The following is a 14,785-nucleotide window of genomic DNA, read 5'->3' on the forward strand; positions in this document are numbered from 1 at the left end:
GGCGCGGGATCGCCGCGCCGGGGACCCGGCCGTCAGTCGGACACCGGGTGGATCAGCTCCACGCTGCCGCGTCTCGCCGCCCAGTGGTCGATCGCCTGGCCGCACGCCTGGTCGAGGTGGCGGACGCCGGTCAGGTCGACGCGGACGTGCTTGCTGTCCGGCACGGCCTCCAGGGTCTCCAGCAGGCCCGGCAGCTTGAGGAACGTCGCGTTGCCGCGCACCGCCACGTGGTGGTGGTCCTCGCCGTGCGCGGTCACCGTGACGGTCAGGCGGGACATGTCCCAGGCCGTCTTGACCACCGCCGCCAGCAGGCCGGCGAGGGTGCCGGTGAGCAGGTCCGTCAGCACGATCAGGCCCGCGGTGAGCACCAGGACGGCGGCTTCCGCCCGGTGCGCCCGGGCCAGGGCCAGGACCTGCCTGAACGCCAGGAGCTTCCAGCCCGCCTGCACCAGCAGCGCCGCCAGGACCGCCAGCGGCACGTAGGACAGCACGCCCGGCAGCAGCACGACGAACACCAGCAGCCACACGCCGTGCAGCACGCGGGACAGCCGGGTGCGGGCGCCGGCGTCCACATTGGACGCGCTGCGCACGATCACGGCGGTCATCGGCAACGCGCCGAGCACACCGCACACCGTGTTGCCGACGCCCTGCGCCACCAGCTCCCGGTTGTACCTCGTGCGCGGCCCGCTGTGCATGCGGTCGACGGCCGCCGCGCTGAACAGGCTCTCCGCCGACGCCACCAGGGCGAACGTCAGCATCGCGCCCAGCACGCCCGCGTCCAGCAGGGAGAAGTCGACCAGGGCCACGACGTCGGTCAGCGGGCCGACCGAGATGCGCGGCAGCGGGAGCAGCGCGCCCACCGCCGAGGCGACCACGACCGCCACCAGCATCCCCGGCACGGCGCGCCACGGCGTGCGCTTCCACAGCCACGCCACGACGAGCGTCAGCACGCCGACGGCCAGGCCGCTCAAGCCGACCGCCGTCGTCAACGCGGTCCGGACGAGGTCCGCCAGGCCCGCGAACTTCTCACCGGTCGTGGCGGGCTGGTCCTGCCCGCCGAACGGGTAGAGCTGGCCGAGCACGAGCACCAGGCCGATGCCCGCGAGCATGCCCTGGACCACGGCCGGCGAGATGGCGCGGAACCAGCGGCCCAGCCGCAGCAGGCCCAGGGCGATCTGGAGCAGGCCCGCGCCGAGCACGATGAGGCCGAGGGCGGGCAGGCCGTGCTCGGCGATGGTGTCCGCGACCAGGACGGTCAGGCCCGCTGCCGGGCCGCTGACCTGCATGGTGCTGCCGGGCAGCAGGCCGACCACGAGGCCGCCCACCACGCCGGTGATGATGCCCAGCTCCGCCGGCACGCCGGAGGCGACGGCGATGCCCACGCACAGCGGGAGCGCCACCAGGAACACCACCAGCGACGCGCCGACGTCGGGCCAGAAGGTCGGTGGCGCCGGTCGTTCGGTCCGGGTGCTCACGCGCCGGCCCCCGGGTCGTTCACGGTGCGTGAGTTCGTGCGGGTGGAGGGTTCGGGCTCGCCTGCGGGCCCGCGTCCCATTTTCCGGGGAGCGCGAGGTGAATGCGCACGGGCGGGCCGGAGCCGTTGACGGAATTCCATTCGGTTTACCCCACTCGTCGTTGGTCGGACGATGCGATCTACTGGCGGTGGGGCGCCGATCAGTTCCGGAACACCTGTAGAGCCGACGGTGTCGTCCAGGAACGGAGGTGTTCTTCGCGGCCTCGTCCTACGGGCGGCGATGTGCTCACGGTAGCGCGGCGGGTCGTGCCGGGGACGTCGCGATGAGGGCGCGCGACGGGTCTGGCCGGCCACGATCGGGTGGACGAAGATCGCGGCTCGGGGCCCTTGCGGCACTCGCGGGCGGGTTCCTCCTCCGAGCCGACCGCGGTGTGACCGACCGGGGCGGCGCGCGCGATGCCGACGTGGCCGAACGGGGACGGTGCGAGCACGGCGACGAGCGCCAAGGCGATTGCGACGACAACGACACGCGCCATGACACCCCCCGATGAGCCGCGCCTGTGATCAAGTGTCACAAAACCGGGTGACGTGAGGGTTAATCCGGGAACCGAGTACGCCTACTCCGCCCGATATTCACTCGATGGTTTGTGACTCAGATCATTCATCGGGACCAAAGATCACTCTAAGTGACCAGCGTGGAAGAAGTGCTGAGGGTGCTAGTCGAGCGCGGCGAGGGTGAACGACGCGGCGGCGGCGACCGAGAGCAGCGCCCGGAGGTGGTTCATGGGCACCCACTCGCGGAGGTAGCGGGCCCAGTACTCGGTCGTGCCGAGCTGTTCGAGCCGGTTGTTGCGCGGGATGTGGAAGGCGCCCGTGAGCACGATCCCGCCGAGGACGTAGAGCGCCGCGCCCGCCCACGCCCACGGGTCGCCCTCGAACGCCGCGACCACGCCGACGACCGCCGTGCCGAGGAAGACGCCGATGAACGCCGGGTTCACCACGGCGAGGTTGATCGCCCGCATGGCGGCGACGCCGACCGCCGGCTCGGCCCGCCGCAGACCGGGCATGACCATCGCGGAGAACGCGAAGAAGACTCCAGCCATCATCCCGCAGCCGAGGGCCGCGATGATCGTCACCGTGGGGAACATGGCCCCAGTCAAGTCGACGGGCCCTGGACTTTCCATGGCTCGACGCCTCGATCGCATACGCGAGCGTCTTAGGCTGGCGGCCGTGGACGTTCTCGCCGGGCTGCTGGACGGGCCGCGCGCCCGTGGCGCGTTCCTCATGCGCACCGTCCTGGACCCGCCGTGGTCGCTGCGCATCGAGGACCGCGCGCCGCTGACCGTGGTGGCGATGGTGCGCGGCGACGGGTGGTTGCTGCCGCACGACGGCGATCCCGTGCGGCTGGGCGCCGGTGACGTGGCGGTGCTGCGCGGGCCCGACCCGTACGCGTTGGCCGACGACCCGGGCACGCCCGTGCAGGCGGTGGTCCACCCCGGCGAGATCACCACCACGCCGGACGGCGCCGCGCTGTGCGAGCAGTGGGGCTTGGGCGTGCGCACGTGGGGCGCGGACCCCGACGGGTCGGTGGTGATGCTCAGCGGCACGTACCAGGTGGACGGCGAGGTGAGCCGACGGCTGCTGTCGGTGCTGCCGCCGTTCCTGGTGGTGCCTCGCGCGGAACTGCCGCTCGTGCCGCTGCTGGCCGACGAGATCACCCGTGACGAGCCGGGCCAGGAGGCGGTGCTGGACCGCCTGCTCGACCTGCTGCTGATCTCCGTGCTGCGGTCGTGGTTCTGCCGTCCGGAGGCGGAGACGCCGACCTGGTACTCGGCGCACGCCGACCCCGTGGTGGGGCGGGCGCTGCGCCTGCTGCACGGCGACCCGGCGCGGCCGTGGACGGTGGGCGCGCTGGCCGAGGCCGTCGGCGTGTCCCGGGCGGCGCTGGCCAGGCGGTTCACCGAACTGGTCGGCGAACCGCCGATGGCCTACCTGACGGACTGGCGCCTCACCCTGGCCGCGGACCTGCTGCGCGAACCGTCCGCCACGCTCGCCGCGGTCGCCCGCCAGGTCGGCTACAGCACCGCGTTCGCGCTCAGCACGGCGTTCAAGCGGGAACGCGGCGTGAGCCCGTCCGAGCACCGCGCGGGCGCGTGAGGGTCAGGCGCCGATCAGGCGAGCGGCGAGGTAGCCCTCCAGCTGGTCCATCGACACGCGCTCCTGCGACATGGTGTCGCGTTCCCGCACCGTCACGGCGTGGTCGGTGAGGGTGTCGAAGTCGACCGTGACGCAGAACGGCGTGCCGATCTCGTCCTGCCTGCGGTAGCGGCGGCCGATGGCGCCCGCGTCGTCGAACTCGATGTTCCAGTGCTTGCGCAGGGCGTTGGCCAGGTCCTTGGCCTTCGGCGACAGGTCGGCGTTGCGCGACAGCGGCAGCACGGCCGCCTTCACCGGCGCCAGCCTGCGGTCCAGGCGCAGCACGACCCGCTTGTCCACGCCGCCCTTGGCGTTCGGCGCCTCGTCCTCGGTGTAGGCCTCCAGCAGGAACGCCATCATCGGCCGGCCGACGCCCGCGGCGGGCTCGATCACGTACGGCCGGTAGCGCGAGTTGGTGGCCTGGTCGAAGTACGACAGGTCGACGCCCGAGTGCTCCGAGTGCGTGGTCAGGTCGAAGTCGGTGCGGTTGGCGATGCCTTCCAGCTCACCCCACTCCTGCCCGCCGAACTGGAACCGGTACTCGATGTCGACGGTGCGCTTCGAGTAGTGCGAGAGCTTTTCCTTGGGGTGCTCGTAGTGCCGCAGGTTCTCCTTGGAGATGCCCAGCTCGTTGTACCAACGCGTGCGCTCGTCGATCCAGTACTGGTGCCATTCCTCGTCCGTGCCCGGCTCGACGAAGAACTCCATCTCCATCTGCTCGAACTCGCGCGTGCGGAAGATGAAGTTGCCCGGCGTGATCTCGTTGCGGAAGCTCTTGCCGATCTGGCCGATGCCGAACGGCGGCTTGCGGCGCGACGTGGTCTGCACGTTCAGGAAGTTCGTGAAGATGCCCTGGGCGGTCTCCGGGCGCAGGTAGTGCAGGCCCTCCTCGGTCTCGACCGGGCCGAGGTGGGTCTTGAGCAGGCCGTTGAACATCTTCGGCTCGGTGTACTGGCCGCGGGTGCCGCAGTTCGGGCACGGCACGTCGGAGACGTCGCCCTCCGCGACCTGCTTGCCGGTGCGCTCGGCGTACTCCTCGACCAGCGTGTCCTGCCGGAACCGCTTGTGGCACGAGTTGCACTCGATCAGCGGGTCGACGAACGCCTCGACGTGACCGGACGCCGCCCACACCTCGCGCGGCAGGATCACCGACGAGTCGAGGCCGACCACGTCCTCGCGTCCGCGCACCATGAAGTTCCACCACTGGCGCTTGATGTTGTCCTTCAGCTCGACGCCGAGCGGACCGTAGTCCCAGGCCGACCTGGTGCCGCCGTAGATCTCGCCACACGGGTAGACGAACCCGCGACGCTTGCACAGGCTGACGACGGTCTCGATGCGATCGGCTGCCACGGACACTCCATCGGGAGATGCAGAAAGGGACGGAAACGGGCTTGCCAGGGTAGTCCTTGCCGTCGGGTAGCCCTCGGGCGACCGGGCCACACCCGTGCGCGCGTTCCGGTGACGACGGCGTCCCGGCGCGGGACCGGCCGCTCAGCGCGGAGTCGTCGGACCTGCGGCTTCGCCGAGGCGGACGGTGCCGGCGTCGCGCGCCAGCAGGCTCACCTCGCGGCGGACCGCGCCGTCGGCGGCCACCAGCAGCGGTTCGTAGGCGGCCGGTTCGTCGGCGTTCGCCTCCGACAGCAGGGGGATGACGTGCTCACGCACCTCGAACGGCGACAGCGCACGCCGGTAGGCCACCACGGAGTCGAACTCGACCGTCAGCACGAAGCGGTCGGCCTCGTCCGTCGACCGCGACAGCTGGGCGCGTCGGCAGCCGGGCTGGGCGGTGAGCAGGGCCAACGCCCGGTCGACGCGCCCGGTGAACGCCTCGACCCCGGTTTCCGCCACGGTGAAGCGGCACACGAGCAGCACGGTGCAAGGATGCCACGGTGGCTGGTGACTCGAAGCGGACCCTGATCCCCGGTGCCGGACCGCTCTCGCGGGTGCCCGCGCCGGCGGCGTTCCTGCTGGTCTTGGCGCTGTTCGTGGCGGGCGTGTGGCTGCAGGGGACGGTGGGCGCGCTGCTGCTGGGCCTGCTGGCGCTCGGTGTGGCGGCGCTGCTCGCCACCACGTGGCCCCTGCTCACCCCGAGCGCGCGCGTGTTGAGACTGCTCGTTCTCGCCGTGCTGGTGCTCATCACGGTGTCCGTGCTCTAGCGCCGTAGTATCGGTGGTGAAAATCCATACCACGTGGGAGGCGCCGTGACGGCAGGAGTGCGGGGCGAACACGTGCACTCCCCGGAACGCCGGGTGCCACCACCGGCGCCGCGGCAGCCGACCCGGACCCTGTCCGCGGCCGGCGAGCTGCTGCGGGCGCTCGCCGCGCCGGTGCGGATCGCGATCGTGCTGCAACTGCGCGAGGCGGACCGGTGCGTGCACGAGTTGGTCGAGGCGCTGGGCGTGGCCCAGCCGCTGATCAGCCAGCACCTGCGGGTGCTCAAGGCGGCGGGCGTGGTGCACGGCGAGCGGCACGGCCGCGAGGTCGTCTACCGGCTCGTCGACGAGCACCTCGCGCACATCGTGGTAGATGCGGTGACCCATGTGGACGAGGGGCCGCCGCGTGGTATCAACCAGACCGACCGGACCCCCCGGACGGAGGAGATGTGACGACTAGCGAGCGCCCGACCACCGCGGTGCCCGGGCTGCGCTCGACCAAGCAGCGCACGGCCGTGTCCAAGCTGCTCGACTCGCTGGGCGAGTTCCGCTCGGCCCAGGAGCTGCACGAGGAGCTGCGCAAGCGCGGCGAGGGCATCGGCCTGACCACGGTCTACCGCACGTTGCAGTCCCTGGCCGACGCCGGCGAGGTCGACGTGCTGCGGACCGACTCCGGTGAGGCGATCTACCGCCGCTGCTCCCAGCACCACCATCACCACCTGGTGTGCCGCGGTTGCGGTCGCACGGTGGAGGTCGAGGGCCCGGCGGTGGAGAAGTGGGCCGACCGGATCGCGGCGGAGAACGGGTTCGTCGAGGTCAGCCACACCGTGGAGATCTTCGGCACGTGCCGCGACTGCTGCGATGGCGGCCGACCCGACGCCCAGTCCTCGTAGCTCAGCCCTCGTAGGTGTCCTCGGGCGCGGTGATCGGCACGACCTGCGACACCGTGAACGTGGGCACGAACGCGCTCTCCTTGGTCGCCGAGCCGGGCACCACCCGGCCGGTGGCCTCGACCCACTGGTCGGTCGGCAGCGCGGCGAAGTCCTGACCCACCATCTTCGCCTTGACCGGCGAGGCGTCCGCGGCGCAGCACGAGATCGTCAGCCGGGCGATGAACACGTCGGCGTCCTTGCGCACCACGAACCCGGTGAGCTTGACCGTGCGGTTGTCCAGCGAGCCGGAGTCGTCCCACGCGGTGCGGGTGACGAACTCGCCGATGGTGAGCGGGACGACCTCGTCGGACGGCAGCGGCGCGAACCCGCTCGACGCCTTGGCCTCCTGGGCGGCGTTGCGGTCGGACCGGTTGACCGTGTCCGCGCCCAGCGCCGGCGGGCTGATCAGGAACACCGCGAGCACCGGCAGCAGCAGCATCCACGGGCTCCGCGAGGAGCCGTGCTCGTGCCCGGCGTGCTCGACCCCGCTGGGCTGCGCCTGACCGGCCGAGGACTGGCCGGCGCGGATGTCACGGGCGATCGACACCAGGGCCAGCACCACCATGACGCCGCCGGTCACGACCAGCCACGGCTGCAACGACTCCTTGACGTACCGCAGGTACGTGCCGGTCAGCGCGAGCTTCAGCAGCGCGCCGCCGAGCAGGACCAGCAGGATGTTCTGCGTCTCACGCCTCATCGGTATCCACGCCTCACGGGTTCGAGCCTCACAGGAACACCGCTCCCGCCGCCAGGGCCGACGCGATCGCCACCACGAACGTAGCGGGTGCGAAGCGCGCCGCGAAGGACTTGCCGAACGCGCCCGCCTGCAGCGCGATGAGCTTGACGTCGACCGCCGGGCCGACGACCAGGAACACCAGCCGGGGCAGCAGCGGCAGCGCCGACATCGAGGCCGCGACGAACGCGTCCGCCTCGCTGCACAGCGCCAGCACCACGGCCAGCAGCGACAGCACCACGACGGCCAGCACGATCTGACCGCCCAGCGTCTCCAGCCAGGCCTGCGGCACGAGGACGTTGAACGCCGCCGCGAACACGCCGCCGAGCACCAGGAACCCGCCCGCGTCGACCAGGTCGTGCCGCGCGGTCTCGGCGAACACCAGCCAGCGCGACGAGCCGTCGTGGTCGGGCAGGCGGCGCAACGCCCGTTCGGCGATCCACTCGGCCTTGCCGAACCGGGTCCACAGCCAGCCCATGACCACGGCGGTGAGCAGCGCGCCGACGAACCGCGCGGGCACCATCATCGGCGCGTTGGGGAACGCCACGGCCGTGGACACGAGCACGATCGGGTTCACGGCGGGCGCCGCGAGCAGGAACGTCAGCGCCACGGCCGGCGCCACGCCCTGCTGCATCAGGCGGCGGGAGACGGGCACGGCCGCGCACTCGCAGCCGGGCAGGGCCACCCCGGCGACACCGGCGACGGGCACGGCCAGCGCGGTTCTCCTCGGCAACGCCCGGCGCAGCACGGTGGCCGGGATGAACGCCGCGATCGCGCCGCTGATCAGCACGCCGAGGACCAGGAACGGCAGCGCCTGCACGCACACCGCGACGAACACCGTCGACGCCGTGCGCAACACCGGCACGTCGAGCACGCCGACCAGCCAGTCCTGCAACAGCAGCGCCGCCACGAGCAGCACGCAGAGCACTTCCAGCGAAGTGATCTTCCAGCGCGGCGGCGGACGGCGCGGCCCCGCGCCCCGGATCTCGCCAGTGATTGTCACTTTCGAGATGATGCCAGAACCACGGCCCGCGGCTCACCGACCTACGTCGGGTCTTCAGCCGACGGCCGCGGGGGCGTCACGGGCGGTAGGTTCGGGTCGTGGACTGGCACGGGTGGCACGCCGACTACGACCGTCCGGACTCCGCGCTCGCACGGCGGCTGCTCGCCGTCCAAGCGCAGGTCAGGGCCGCGCTGGACGACAGCCCGCCCGGACCGCTGCGCGTGGTCAGCCTGTGCGCCGGCCAGGGTCGCGACCTGCTGGAAGTGCTCGCCGACCACCCCCGGCGGCACGACGTCCGCGCGCGCCTGGTCGAGCTGGACCCGCGCAACGCGGCGATCGCCGAGGCGACGGCGCGGGCGACCGGCCTGACCGGGGTGGAGGTGCTGACGGCCGACGCCTCGCTCACCGACCACTACCGCGACCTCGCGCCGGCGGACCTCGTGCTGGTCTGCGGCGTGTTCGGCAACATCACCGACGAGGACATCGAGCGGACCGTCGACCACTGCGCCCAGCTGTGCCGGACGGGTGGCACCGTCATCTGGACCCGCCACCGCGGCGCGCCGGACCGCGTGCCCCTGATCTGCGAGTGGTTCGAGCAACGCGGCTTCGATCGCCGGTGGCTGTCCGACCCCGACGCGGGCTTCGGCGTCGGCGCACACCGCTTCCAGGGCGAACCGCGACCGCCGGCCGCGGGCGCGCGCATGTTCACCTTCGTCGGCTACGAGGTCCTCGAGAACGATGCCGGAACGGTCAGCGGTTGAAGTAGGAGAACCGCCGGACGTGCGGCACCCACTCGCGGAACACGGTGAGGTCCGGCAGCGTGACCAGGTCGGTGATCGCCTGGAGCCCCCCGTGCAGGCGCAGCCAGTTGGCCGCCTCGTCGGCCGTGACCGCGCCGACGATCGGTGACCGCCCGTCGCGCGGCAGTCGCCGAACACGCCGATCGACAGCGGCGTCGGGGTGGCGCGTTCGGCGATCACCGTCGCCAACATCGACACGTACGTGCCGACGCCGAGCCGGTCGCGTTCCAGCGGGATCGGCTTCGACGGGTCGACCAGGTCGCTGGACACGCCACCGGCCAACTCGTCGGACACCTCGACGGTCCCCGAGGACCCTGCCGGGTGATCGCCGGCGGACCACTGCCGCTCGACCACCTCCACGACGTGCACGCGACGAGCGAACAGCACGACCCGGCGCAGGTCCCGCCGGGCCGGTGACCGCAGGGCCCGCACCACCGCCGGCACGGCGACCGCGGCCACGTCCTCCAGGTCGAGCCCCAGGACACCGGTGGCGAGCAGCGGGATCGCGACACCCGTCGCGCCCGCGACGGAGTCCTCGCCGGCCTCGCCGGCCTCGCCGTGCGGCGAGGCCGGCACCACGAAGCGGACCGACCCGAGGTCCGCGGGCTCGACCACCCGCGGTCGTGACGACGGGATGCGGGACAGGTCGAGCCCTTCGATCATCTCCGCGAAAGAGGGAACCGCTGCGCCGGCACGGCGCCGAGTTCGCCGAAGCTCCCGCCGACGGAGACGACCAGGGCGTCGACCCCGAGGTCCCACGGCTCGTCGGTGGCGGCCACCTCCACCAGCACGCCGTCCACGGTCCCGAGACCCTTGACGGTTCGCGAACCCACCACTGCACCCCCGGTACCGGTCGACGCCCGGTCGGGGCCGACCGTACCGGTTCGATCACGCAGCGTTACGCAAGGTCCTCTTCCTCACGCAGCTCGGCGATCGTCGCCAGCACGTCCACCGCCTCGGTGACCGGGAGCAGCGGCTCGACCACGGCGGTCACGCCGCGGCTCGCGGCCAGCACTTCCTCGGCCAGCCGCACGGCGTCGTCACGCTCGTAGGGCCCGCACACGAACGAGGCCCACTCCTCCCCCGCCGACGCCTCGAACGTGATGGCCCACGGCAGGCCCTCCACGTCCGTGTCGTCGTCGGGCTCGTACACGATCACCCCGGCCATCAGGCACCGTCCCCGGTTCCGGCCAGCAGCTCGTTGCGCAGCTGCGAGGCAGTGGACACGACCAGCATCAGCAGCGTGCTCAACGGCTCCGGCTTCAGCCCTTCGGCCGGGAACGCGTAGCGCAACGTCACGTCCATCCCCCGCTCGGTGTTCACCACGCCGAGCGTGCCGAACAGGCCCTGACCGGCGCGTTCCGCGGCGGACACGGCCAGGCTGGGGTCGTTCGGCAGGTCCCACGCCACCACGCAGGTGAGGCTGAGCACGGTCAGGCCGTCGGCCAACCGCATCGCCTGCACCGCGCACGGCACCTCCGCGTGCTGGAAGCTCAGCGCGCCGTCGTCGTCGACGTGCACCTCGTGGAACATCTCCAACGCCTCACGGGCCGCGGTGAGCAGCTCCGCGGTCACCTTCGCGTCCTCGTCGGTCACTTAAGAATCCTCCACGTCGGGCTTGTCAACGGCGCCGCCGAAGCGCCGGTCGCGCATGGCGTACGCCTCGCAGGCGCGCCACAGGTCGAGCCGGTCGAAGTCCGGCCACAGGATGTCCTGGAACACCAGCTCCGCGTACGCCGACTGCCACAGCAGGAAGTTCGACGTGCGCTGCTCGCCGGACGGCCGGATGAACAGGTCCACGTCCGGCATGTCCGGCTGGTACATGTGCTTGGCGAGGGTCCGCTCGTCGACCTTCTCCGGGTTGATCCTGCCCGCCGCGGCCAGCCGGGCGATCTCCCGCGCCGCGTCGCCGACCTCGGCCCGCCCGCCGTAGTTGATGCACATCGCCAGGTTCAGCACGTCGTTGTCCTTCGTGCGCTCCTCGGCGACCTCGAGCTCCTTGATGACGCTGCGCCACAGCCTGGGCCGGCGGCCCGCCCACCGCACCCGCACGCCCAGCTCGTCCAGCTCGTCGGTGCGGTGGTGGATCACGTCACGGCTGAAGCCCATGAGGAAGCGGACCTCCTCCGGGCTCCGCCGCCAGTTCTCGGTGGAGAACGCGTACAGCGACAGCCACTTCACGCCCATCTCGATCGCGCCCTTGGCCGCCTCCACCACGACGGCCTCGCCGCGCTTGTGCCCCTCGATCCGGGACAGGCCGCGCTGGTTGGCCCAGCGGCCGTTGCCGTCCATCACGATCGCGATGTGCTTGGGCACGAGGTCGGCGGGCAGCACCGGCGGCGTGGCGCCGGTGGGGTGAGGTTCCGGGGGTCGGGGAACGCGCTGGACGCGCTCAACCCGCCGTCGGCGGAGCATGGCTGTCCTCTCGGGGGTGTGCTGCGGAGGGGTTCCTCATGCGGCAGGCGACTCTAACCGTCGGTCGGCTGCGCCTTTCTCTCGACCAACGGCAGCGACCGCAACTGCCGCTCCAGGTGCCACTGCAGGTGCGCGGCGACCAGGCCGCTCGCGTCGCGGCGGGCGACGGCGGGAATGCCGTCCACCTCGTCCCACCGGCCGTGCAGCAGCGCCGCGAGCAGGCGCAACGTGTCGGTGGACGGCGTGGCGCTGCCCGGCGGTCGGCACCGCGGGCACACCATGCCGCCCGCGTGCACGTTGAACGCCTTGTGCGGGCCGGGGTCGGCGCAGCGGGCGCACTCGTCGACCGCCGGGGCCCAGCCCGCGAACGCCATCGCGCGCATCAGGTAGGCGTCGAGGATGAGCGAGGCGTCCCGCTCCTTGGCCGCCAGCGCCCGCAACGCGCCCGCGACCAGCAGGTACAGCCGAAGGACGGGTTCGCCCTCCTCGGACGTGAGCCGGTCGGCGGTCTCCAGCACCGCGCACGCCGCCGTGTAGCGCTGGTAGTCGTCCACCAGCACCACGCCGAACGCGTCCAGCGTCTCCACCTGCGTGATCACGTCCAGCGACCGGCCCGGGTAGAACTGCACGTCGACGTGCCCGAACGGCTCCAGCCGCGCCCCGAACCGCGACGACGTGCGGCGCACGCCCTTGGCCACGGCGCGCAGCTTGCCGTGCCTCTGGGTGAGCAGCGTGATGATCCGGTCGGCCTCGCCGAGCTTCTGCACCCGCAGGACCACACCGGTGTCGCGGTAGAGGTTCGCCACCTTCGCCAGTCCCTAGAAACCCAGTCTGCGCAGCTGCTTCGGGTCGCGCTGCCAGTCCTTGGCGATCTTGATGTGCAGGTCGAGGTACACGCGGGTGCCGAGCAGCTTCTCGATGTGCCTGCGGGACGTGATGCCGACCTGCTTGAGGCGCTCGCCCCGGTGGCCCAGGATGATCGCCTTCTGGCTCGGCCGCTCCACGAACACGTTGGCGTGGATGTCCACCAGGTCGTCGCGCCCCTCGCGGGGCAGCATCTCCTCGACCACCACCGCGATCGAGTGCGGCAGCTCGTCCCGCACGCCCTCCAGCGCGGCCTCCCGGATCAGCTCGGCGACCAGGGTCAGCTCCGGCTCGTCGGTCAGCTCGCCGTCCGGGTACAGCGGCGGCCCCTCGGGGAGCTTGCCCAGCACGAGGTCGGCCAGGGCGTCGACCTGGTAGCCGTTCACCGCGGACACGGGGATCAGGTCGGCGAAGTCCATCACCTTCTGCAGCGCGAGCAGCTGCTCGGCCACCTGCTGCTGGCCGACCAGGTCGGTCTTGGTGACGATGCCGATGACCGGCGTGCGCTTGGCGATCTTCTCCAGCTCGGCGGCGATGAACTTGTCGCCGGGGCCGACCTTCTGGTCGGCGGGCACGCAGAACCCGACCACGTCCACCTCGCTCCACGTCTCCCGCACCAGGTCGTTGAGGCGCTGGCCGAGGAGCGTGCGCGGGCGGTGCAGGCCGGGGGTGTCCACGAGGACCAGCTGGCCGTCCTCGCGGTGCACGATGCCCCGGATGGTGTGCCGGGTGGTCTGCGGTTTGCTCGACGTGATCGCGACCTTGGTCCCGACCAGCGCGTTGGTCAACGTCGACTTGCCTGCGTTGGGGCGGCCGACGAAGCACGCGAACCCGGAACGGTAGCCATCCATCCACCCATTGTCCCCGGTCACCCCGGATCCACCGCGCGGGTGGGTCGGTACGCACGCCCAGGCCGAAAAGATGTGACCTACGGCACTAGCACGAACGGGCTAACGAGCAGAGCCTGATGGGGCAATCGTCACCTCGACGAGGAGGTTGAGATGTCAAGGGACGACCTCGCACGCCTGGAAGAAGCGTGCGTCAAAGCCTGGGACCAGCACGACGCGGACGGCTTCGCGAGCCTGCTGACCGAGGACTGCGTGGTGATCGACGACATGGAGCCGAAGCCACTGCGCTCGCGTGACGCGGCACGCCGGTACGCCGAGTCGTGGTTCACCGCGTTCCCCGACATGCGGGTCCAGGAGAAGAACCGGGTGATCGGCGACGACGGCATGGCCGTCGAGCTGGAGCTGAAGGGCACCAACACCGGGCCGCTCGAGATGGGCGGGACCCGGCTGGCGCCGACCGGACGCAGGATCACCGCGGGCGTGAACGTCTTCATGAAGGCCCGCGGCGGCAGGATCCGGGAGATCCACAGCCACTCCGACAGCCTCAGCATGATGAGCCAGCTCGGCCTCGCGGGTTCGTCCGCACCGGCCTGACCGTCGCAGAGGAGGGAACATGACGACGAAGGAAGAGCTCGCACGCCTGGACGACGCGGGCATCGCGTCGTGGGACCGGCACGACCCGGATGCGTTCCTCAGCCTGTTCGCGGACGAGTTCGAGTGGGTGGACGACACCCAACCGGCGCCGATGCGCAGCCGTGAGGAGGCGCGCCGCTACGCGGAGTCGTGGTTCACCGCGTTCCCGGACATGCACATGCGCGAGATCAACCGCGTCATCGGGGACGACTCGATCGCCTCGGAGGTCGAGTTCACCGGCACCAACCGGGGCCCGCTGGACTTCGGCGACCAGCGCATCCCCGCGACCGGCAAGAAGGTCTCGACCCGCGCGACGGTGTTCATCCGGACGGAGAACGGCAAGATCAGGGAGTTCCACACCCACCCGGACTCCCTGGGTCTGATGACCCAGCTCACCGCCCCGGACGGCCCCGCGCGCGAGGAGGCCGGCATGACCGCGGCGGAGCTCATGCGCCTGGACGACCAGCAGAACGACGCGTTCAACCGGGGCGACGTCGACGCCTTCGTCGACGCGCTGGCGGACGACTTCGTGTGGATCGACGACACCGCGCCGGAGCCGATCCGCGACCGGGACACGGCGCGCACGTACCTCCGGGGTTGGCTGACCGCGTTCCCGGACATGCGGCTGCGCGTGACCAACCGGATCGTCGGCGACGACGCGGTGGCCGGCGAGCTGGAGTTCCGCGGCACCAACACCGGCGAGCTGGACCTCGGCGGCGGGGGGGGGGGGGGGG

The 14,785-nt window shown here is 71.6% G+C and carries 20 protein-coding genes; 8 read left to right on the forward strand and 12 right to left on the reverse strand.

The window, feature by feature from the left end; translation table 11 throughout:
• Window positions 1–32: 32 nt before the first annotated feature.
• The gene (locus LNK82_RS11145; RefSeq protein WP_230566852.1) at window positions 33–1,475 is read right to left on the reverse strand and encodes a SulP family inorganic anion transporter; all 1,443 of its coding nucleotides are present in this window, start codon (window positions 1,473–1,475) and stop codon (window positions 33–35) included.
• Between the two features lie 715 nt (window positions 1,476–2,190).
• Complete coding sequence (locus LNK82_RS11150; protein WP_230566853.1) at window positions 2,191–2,610, reverse strand: anthrone oxygenase family protein; 420 nt, start codon at window positions 2,608–2,610, stop codon at window positions 2,191–2,193.
• A gap of 94 nt (window positions 2,611–2,704) precedes the next feature.
• On the opposite strand from LNK82_RS11150, the gene LNK82_RS11155 reads away from it, so the two are divergent.
• Window positions 2,705–3,631, forward strand: coding sequence for an AraC family transcriptional regulator (locus LNK82_RS11155; protein WP_230566854.1), 927 nt, complete (start codon window positions 2,705–2,707; stop codon window positions 3,629–3,631).
• A gap of 3 nt (window positions 3,632–3,634) precedes the next feature.
• On the opposite strand, the gene LNK82_RS11160 is transcribed toward LNK82_RS11155, so the two are convergent.
• On the reverse strand, window positions 3,635–5,020 hold the full coding sequence (locus tag LNK82_RS11160; RefSeq protein ID WP_230566855.1) for a glycine--tRNA ligase: 1,386 nt from the start codon (window positions 5,018–5,020) through the stop codon (window positions 3,635–3,637).
• A 141-nt stretch (window positions 5,021–5,161) separates the two neighbouring features.
• The gene (locus LNK82_RS11165) at window positions 5,162–5,542 is read right to left on the reverse strand and encodes an antibiotic biosynthesis monooxygenase family protein (protein ID WP_230566856.1); all 381 of its coding nucleotides are present in this window, start codon (window positions 5,540–5,542) and stop codon (window positions 5,162–5,164) included.
• Between the two features lie 17 nt (window positions 5,543–5,559).
• Between LNK82_RS11165 and LNK82_RS11170 the strand changes: the two genes are divergently transcribed.
• Genes LNK82_RS11170 through LNK82_RS11180 form a run of 3 tightly spaced genes read left to right on the forward strand, consistent with a single transcriptional unit; the run spans window position 5,560 to window position 6,716 of the window.
• Window positions 5,560–5,826 carry a DUF6703 family protein gene (locus tag LNK82_RS11170; RefSeq protein ID WP_230566857.1) on the forward strand — a complete coding sequence of 89 codons (267 nt, stop codon included), beginning with the start codon at window positions 5,560–5,562 and terminating at the stop codon, window positions 5,824–5,826.
• A gap of 45 nt (window positions 5,827–5,871) precedes the next feature.
• Entirely contained in the window at window positions 5,872–6,276 is a 405-nt protein-coding gene (locus LNK82_RS11175; RefSeq protein ID WP_372470458.1) for an ArsR/SmtB family transcription factor, read from the forward strand.
• The gene (locus tag LNK82_RS11180) at window positions 6,273–6,716 is read left to right on the forward strand and encodes a Fur family transcriptional regulator (RefSeq protein ID WP_230566858.1); all 444 of its coding nucleotides are present in this window, start codon (window positions 6,273–6,275) and stop codon (window positions 6,714–6,716) included. Before LNK82_RS11175 ends, LNK82_RS11180 begins: the two co-directional genes overlap by 4 nt.
• A gap of 1 nt (window position 6,717) precedes the next feature.
• Here LNK82_RS11180 and LNK82_RS11185 read toward each other — a convergent pair whose 3' ends face one another.
• Both LNK82_RS11185 and LNK82_RS11190 read right to left on the reverse strand, forming a co-directional pair.
• The gene (locus tag LNK82_RS11185) at window positions 6,718–7,452 is read right to left on the reverse strand and encodes a TIGR03943 family putative permease subunit (protein ID WP_230566859.1); all 735 of its coding nucleotides are present in this window, start codon (window positions 7,450–7,452) and stop codon (window positions 6,718–6,720) included.
• Window positions 7,453–7,480: 28 nt separating this feature from the next.
• On the reverse strand, window positions 7,481–8,491 hold the full coding sequence (locus LNK82_RS11190) for a permease (RefSeq protein WP_230566860.1): 1,011 nt from the start codon (window positions 8,489–8,491) through the stop codon (window positions 7,481–7,483).
• 98 nt (window positions 8,492–8,589) lie between these two features.
• On the opposite strand from LNK82_RS11190, the gene LNK82_RS11195 reads away from it, so the two are divergent.
• Entirely contained in the window at window positions 8,590–9,252 is a 663-nt protein-coding gene (locus tag LNK82_RS11195) for a class I SAM-dependent methyltransferase (protein ID WP_230566861.1), read from the forward strand.
• Window positions 9,253–9,451: 199 nt separating this feature from the next.
• On the forward strand, window positions 9,452–9,616 hold the full coding sequence (locus LNK82_RS11200; protein ID WP_230566862.1) for a hypothetical protein: 165 nt from the start codon (window positions 9,452–9,454) through the stop codon (window positions 9,614–9,616).
• 334 nt (window positions 9,617–9,950) lie between these two features.
• Here LNK82_RS11200 and LNK82_RS11205 read toward each other — a convergent pair whose 3' ends face one another.
• The 6 genes from LNK82_RS11205 to era all read right to left on the reverse strand — a co-directional run bounded on the left by LNK82_RS11205 (window position 9,951) and on the right by era (window position 13,421).
• Window positions 9,951–10,124, reverse strand: coding sequence for a hypothetical protein (locus LNK82_RS11205; RefSeq protein WP_230566863.1), 174 nt, complete (start codon window positions 10,122–10,124; stop codon window positions 9,951–9,953).
• A gap of 65 nt (window positions 10,125–10,189) precedes the next feature.
• The gene (locus LNK82_RS11210) at window positions 10,190–10,459 is read right to left on the reverse strand and encodes a hypothetical protein (protein ID WP_230566864.1); all 270 of its coding nucleotides are present in this window, start codon (window positions 10,457–10,459) and stop codon (window positions 10,190–10,192) included.
• Window positions 10,459–10,887 (reverse strand): YbjN domain-containing protein, encoded by a 429-nt coding sequence (locus LNK82_RS11215; protein WP_230566865.1) that lies wholly within the window; start codon window positions 10,885–10,887, stop codon window positions 10,459–10,461. Before LNK82_RS11215 ends, LNK82_RS11210 begins: the two co-directional genes overlap by 1 nt.
• The gene (locus LNK82_RS11220) at window positions 10,888–11,706 is read right to left on the reverse strand and encodes an isoprenyl transferase (protein ID WP_230566866.1); all 819 of its coding nucleotides are present in this window, start codon (window positions 11,704–11,706) and stop codon (window positions 10,888–10,890) included. It lies immediately after the preceding gene.
• 53 nt (window positions 11,707–11,759) lie between these two features.
• Window positions 11,760–12,512, reverse strand: coding sequence for a DNA repair protein RecO (gene recO, locus LNK82_RS11225; protein WP_230566867.1), 753 nt, complete (start codon window positions 12,510–12,512; stop codon window positions 11,760–11,762).
• A gap of 12 nt (window positions 12,513–12,524) precedes the next feature.
• Window positions 12,525–13,421: a GTPase Era gene (gene era, locus LNK82_RS11230; RefSeq protein WP_230566868.1), complete on the reverse strand. Its 897-nt coding sequence runs from the start codon at window positions 13,419–13,421 to the stop codon at window positions 12,525–12,527.
• Between the two features lie 150 nt (window positions 13,422–13,571).
• On the opposite strand from era, the gene LNK82_RS11235 reads away from it, so the two are divergent.
• Entirely contained in the window at window positions 13,572–14,012 is a 441-nt protein-coding gene (locus tag LNK82_RS11235) for an ester cyclase (protein WP_230566869.1), read from the forward strand.
• 19 nt (window positions 14,013–14,031) lie between these two features.
• The coding region (locus tag LNK82_RS11240; RefSeq protein WP_230566870.1) for an ester cyclase at window positions 14,032–14,785 on the forward strand (754 nt) is incomplete at its 3' end.

The sequence above is a fragment of the Saccharothrix luteola genome (assembly GCF_020859565.1).
GTDB lineage: Bacteria > Actinomycetota > Actinomycetes > Mycobacteriales > Pseudonocardiaceae > Actinosynnema > Actinosynnema luteola.